This is a genomic window from Stagnihabitans sp. (genome assembly GCF_964946895.1).
This window is the reverse complement of record NZ_CBBQHX010000085.1, coordinates 1-5,406: the sequence shown is the minus strand read 5'-3', so window position 1 is coordinate 5,406 and position 5,406 is coordinate 1. Positions and strand designations below refer to the sequence as shown.

2 protein-coding genes and 1 tRNA gene are annotated in these 5,406 nt (G+C 65.3%); 2 read left to right on the top strand and 1 reads right to left on the bottom strand.

Features of this window, described 5'->3' with window-relative positions; translation table 11 throughout:
* Nucleotides 1–68 precede the first annotated feature (68 nt).
* Both AC1Y2B_RS23275 and AC1Y2B_RS23270 read left to right on the top strand, forming a co-directional pair.
* Nucleotides 69–145, top strand: a tRNA-Met gene (locus AC1Y2B_RS23275).
* Nucleotides 146–501: 356 nt separating this feature from the next.
* On the top strand, nt 502–3,813 hold the full coding sequence (locus AC1Y2B_RS23270; RefSeq protein WP_482255506.1) for a PAS domain-containing protein: 3,312 nt from the start codon (nt 502–504) through the stop codon (nt 3,811–3,813).
* Between the two features lie 118 nt (nt 3,814–3,931).
* Here the strand turns inward: AC1Y2B_RS23270 and AC1Y2B_RS23265 are convergent, their stop codons facing one another.
* The gene (locus tag AC1Y2B_RS23265) at nt 3,932–5,323 is read right to left on the bottom strand and encodes an MFS transporter (protein WP_482255505.1); all 1,392 of its coding nucleotides are present in this window, start codon (nt 5,321–5,323) and stop codon (nt 3,932–3,934) included.
* Nucleotides 5,324–5,406 lie beyond the last annotated feature (83 nt).

The following is a 5,406-nucleotide window of genomic DNA, read 5'->3' as shown; positions in this document are numbered from 1 at the left end:
AGGCCCGCACGATTCCTGACGATTTTGCCTTGACGCCCCAAGCCGCCTCCAGTACCTCCCCGCCCAGTGGCTAGGTAGCTCAGCTGGTTAGAGCACGTGACTCATAATCACGGGGTCGGGGGTTCGAGTCCCCCCCTCGCCACCACTTTTCTATTATCAGACCTTTCGCCCTTGTGCGCGAAGACCCCATTCGCCGCATCGGGAGCATGGGCCTTGGCTGATGGTCTGCCCCGTGCGGCGTCCGTCTTTGCTGAGCCGAAACTCGTCGCCTGTTGCCTTGGGTTGGGCTGACCGTGTTTTCGGTCAGCAGCGCGGGTGGAGGACGTTTCGACACCCCGTGGCTGGTCGGACTTGCGGGCGCAGGCGGACTGGAGATTTGGTCGCATCGGAAAAGGTTGCGATGATTTGACATACCCTTACGGATAGACTTGAATCGAAGTCCGACCTGGACCGAAACTGGAACGGTTTGAAGCTGCTGTCGACAGTGAAAGGTGCTGTCCCATGTTGGCCCTCGCGCGGATCGCAGATCAACCTTATCCAATCTGGATTTGCGATCTCGCCGAACAGCACATCCTTGCGTGCAATGATGCGGCCTGCCGGGTTCTGGGCATGACGCTGGCGCAGGTCAGCGCGCTTGGTCCGGCCGATCTGTCGATCCTTCCGGATCGGGACTTTGCCCGCATCGGGCCAGCGGGCCATGATGTTGACCTGCGTCGCGAGGAGATTGTCTGGCAGGGACAGCCGGCCCGGGCAATCTCGGCCTTTTTCCGGCCGCATGCGGTCTTGGTCGCACCGGGGGCAACGGCAGAGCAACGTTACGCGCAGATGAAGCGGGCCATGATCCGTGCCGGTTGCGTGCCGATCGAAGCCGATGACGAGACGGGTCGCGTCACGCTGACCCCGGAAATCCGGGCCATGTGGGGCCTGTCTCACGACAGCCAGAAGGCCAGTCTTGCCGAACTGCTGACCCTGATCCACCCCCAGGATGTGGCGCGATATCAGGCGGCCCGCCGCACCTCGGCCGAGACGGGCGAGATCACGGAAATCACCGTCCGCTTCGTCCGGCCCAGCGGCGAAATCCGCCATATCAAGGTGATCGCCGGCACCGACCTTGACCATGGCGGGCGCCGCTTCGGACTGTTGCAGGACGTGACGGATGCCGTGCAGGCGGCGGAGCGCGCCGACCGCAGTCAGGCCATCATCGCGGTCGCCAGCGATATTGCCAAGGTCGGGGGCTGGCGCAGGGATATTGCAACAGAGCGGCTGGAGGTGACGGAAGGCATCAGCCGGATCTTTGCCATGCCGGAAGGCACCTTCGACCTGCAGGCCTTCTTCGGCTGCTTTGATCCGGCTGGCCGCGCCGAAATCATCCATCTGCGCGAGCGCGTGCATCAAGAACGTGTCGAGATCGCCGGCGAGTACCCGATAACCGCGTGCGACGGGGTGCGCAAACGGGTCCGGATCAGGCAGCGGCCGGTGATTGCGGCCGATGGTCAGGTCATCGCCGTTGTGGGCGCGGTTCAGGATGTCAGTGACATCTTCGCGGTGCGGCAAGAAGCGGACGCCTTGGCGCTGCGCGTGGCCAACATGGTTGAAAACCTTCCCGATGGTTTCCTGTTGCTCGACCGGGACATGCGGCTCACCTATGCCAATCCGAAGGCGGAACAGTTCATCGGCTACGCGCAGGGGCCGAACGCCGTCTATCTGGGCCGGACGCTTTGGGATGTGTTTCCATTGGTCGCCAGCCAACTGCGCCCACCGATGACGCAGCTTCTTGTCGACGGGCAATCCGTGAGCTTCCTGCTGGAAGTCCCGTCGACACAGGCGGTCCGCAAGGTCGCGGCCTTTCTGACGCCGGATGGGATCGGGGTGCACGTGCGCGATGTGACCGCCGAAGTGCAGGGGCAACGCAGTCTGCACGCCAGCGAAGAGCGCTATCGTCTGGCGCTGAAGGCGTCTCAGGACGTCGTGTTCGACTGGCAGGTGGCCGCAGACTCTTTGACATGGAGTGAGGCGGGACAGCCGCGGTTTGGCTATGATCCGCAGACCTTCCCACGCTGTCTTGCCGACTGGGTGTCGATCCTGCACCCCGCAGACCGCGCGAGAATGGAAGCGCAGACAGAATCCCAGCAAAGCCCGCTGCAAAAAGAGCTTCTGACCTCGGAATACCGCTTGCGGCGGGCGGATGGCAGTTGGGCTCGGGTTCTGGACAGGTCCATCTCGCTGCCCGGTTCGGATGGTCGTCCGGCGCGGATGATCGGAACCATCACCGATGTGACGGCCCTGCGGGAGGAAGAGGAACGCCTGCGCGCCATTGTCGATGTCGCCGCCGACGGGATCTATGAATATGACCCCAAGCGAAACACCGTCTTTTACTCGGAAGGGTTGCGCAGCGTCTTTGGCTATGACTGGGTCGGCGTGCAAACCATCCCGACCCCGTGGCAAGCCGCCGTGCATCCCGACGACCGCCAAGCCCTGCTGGCGGACTTTGACGCCTTCTGCGCCGGGGATGCCGGTCGTTGGCGTCGCGAATACCGCATGGCCCGCGCCGATGGCAGCTTTGCCATTGTGCGCGAAAAGGCTGTGGCCGTTCGGGATGAAGACGGCAAGCTGGTCCGGGTAATCGGCAGCATCGAGGATGTGACCCAGCAGCGCCGCACCGAAGAGCGGGTGCGACAAGCCGAGCGTATCGAATCCATCGGTCAGTTGACCGGCGGCGTGGCGCATGACTTCAACAATCTTCTGACCATCATCCTTGGCAGCGCTGACCTGCTGCAGGCCGATAAGCGCCTGACCGAGGGCGAGCGCGAACTCGCCTCGGTCATCATCCGTGCGGCGGAACGCGGCGCCGAACTGACCGCTGGCCTGCTGGCCTTCGCGGGCCGGCAGCCTCTTGCGCCCAAAAGCCTTGATACCTCGGGCGCCTTGTCCGAGGTCCGGCGCCTGCTGGAGCGGACCTTGCCCGCCAATATCGACCTGCAGGTGATCTCCTCACCCGGTCTTTGGCTGGTCGAGGCCGATCCCGCCCAGTTGAACGCCGCGCTCCTCAACCTTGCCGTGAATGCCCGCGATGCCATGCCGGGGGGCGGCAAGCTTCTGATCGAATGCAGCAATGCCCGGCTGGACGCCGCCTATGCCGAACGCACACCCGACGCGCGGCCGGGTGACTTCCTGCGGATCGCGGTGACCGATACCGGCACCGGGATGACGCCACAGGTGGTGGCCCGCGCCTTCGAACCATTCTTCACCACCAAGGCGCGCGGCTCCGGCACCGGAATGGGGCTGAGCATGGTGCGCGGATTCACCCAGCAATCGGGCGGCCATGTCACCATCTACACCGAAGCAGGGCATGGCACGACGGTCAGCCTTTACCTGCCCAGAAGCCGGTCCAGCGTTGCCGAAATCTTGGCCGAACCCGAGATCACCCACCTCGGCGGGAGGGGCGAGCATGTGCTGATCGTCGAGGACAATCCCTTGCTGCTGGCGCACGCCGCCGAAATCGTCGGTGGCCTTGGCTATCGCACCAGCGTCGCCGCCGACGCGACCGAGGCTTTGGCCATTCTGGCACAGACGCAGGACATCGACCTGTTGTTCACCGACGTCGTCCTGCCGGGTGACATCAACGGCGCCAAACTGGCCAAACTGGCGGTCGCGGCGCAACCCGACCTGAAGGTCCTGTTCACCTCGGGCTACACGGAAAACGCCATCATCCATCAAGGCCGTCTCGACCCCGGCGTGGAGTTGCTGTCCAAGCCCTATCGGCGCAATGAATTGGCCCGACGGTTCCGGGAAATTCTGGAAAAGACGACGTGATGGCCTTGGCCCGGTCCTGACCAACCCCAGCGAGGGCCCGCCGCGCAAGTCTCGCGCCCTGTCCGCGAGGGCAAGGCGCAGCGGTTGGGCACAGGCACCTCTCGCCCGATGCGCCAGACTAGGGCTGGCCGGCGGGTGTCATGGACGCGGGCTCAAACCGGGCCCGGCCCAGGCTGACCAAGGCGGCCAGACCGGCGAAGACCGCAGCGACCAGCAACGCAATCTCGGGCGCCTGCGTCATTGGCAGCAGGGCGAACAGGATCGCCATGGCGATGGACCCAAGGGTCTGGCCGGACAAGCGCGCCGTGCCCTGCATCGCCCCCGCCGCACCGCTGCGCGGTCTGGGCGCGGACAGAAGCAGGATGCGGTTGTTGGGGGTCTGGAACAGGCCAAAGCCCAGACCGGCCACCATCGTCCCGGCCATCACCTTCGCGCCCCCCGGATCGCCGGGCAACAGGGCGATCGCGGCAAGCCCCAGCGCCATCAGGCCGCCGCCAGCACCACAGAGCCAAGCCGTCTTGACGTGGTCTGCCAGCTTGCCCGAGATTGGCGCAATGACGGCCGTCGCCGCCGGCAGCGGCATCATGTAAAGCCCGGCTTCGATCGGCGCCATGCCCAAGCGATGCTGCAAATAGAAGGGCAGCGCGATCAGGCTCAGCATTTGCCCGGTAAAACAGCTGACCGAGGCGATCAGGGCGATCCGAAAGGCCGGCAGCGCCAGAAGATCGGTCGGCACCAGCGGCGCAGGGCTTGCGCGTTGCAGCCGCAGGACCAGGGCCAGGCACAGCATCGCGCCGGCCATCATCCCCCCTCCGACCAGCGGTTGCTGCACGATACGGTCGCCGCCCGCGAAGAACAGGACGAACATCACCCCGTTCACCACCAGCGCCGCGCCGGGGATGCGCCGCGCCACGCCCGGCGTGAAGGGCAGGACGGCTCCAAACGTCAGCACGATCAGCCCCAGCGGAATGTTCACCGCGAACAGCCAGGGCCACGGAGCCACAGCCAGGATCGCCCCGGCGATCCCCGGCCCCGCAGCCGAGGCGATCGCGATCACCATGGCATTGATGCCGATGATCGTGCCGACCATGCGGTGCGGCACCGCGTGGCGCAGGTTCATCACTGCCAAAGCCATGATCGCCCCGCCACCCAGGCCTTGCGCGAACCGCGCCACCACCAGCACGGCCAAGCTGCCCGACAGCGCGCAGGCCGCTGAAGCCAGGGTAAAGATCGCCACCCCCACCAGATAGACGCGACGCGCCCCCAGCTTTTCCCCCAGCGCTCCACACGGCAAAAGGGCGACCAGAACCGCCAGCTGATAGGCCGTCACCACCCAGACCGTCGCATCCGGGCTTGCTGCCAGCGAGGCGGCAATCGACGGCAGCGCCAGATTGGCAATGGCACCGTCCAGCACCACCAGCGTCAGGGTCGTCAGAAGCACAGCAATGGCAAAGTAGCGGCGCGGCACCGGCAGGCCGTCAGAATGCGGGGTGTGTTTGGTGTCGGACATGGGCGCTTTCCTCTGGGATGTGGCCCTGATACGTCCCCGCCCGCGTTTGCGCCAGCCGCACCGATTGCAAATTTCCGTGGCAG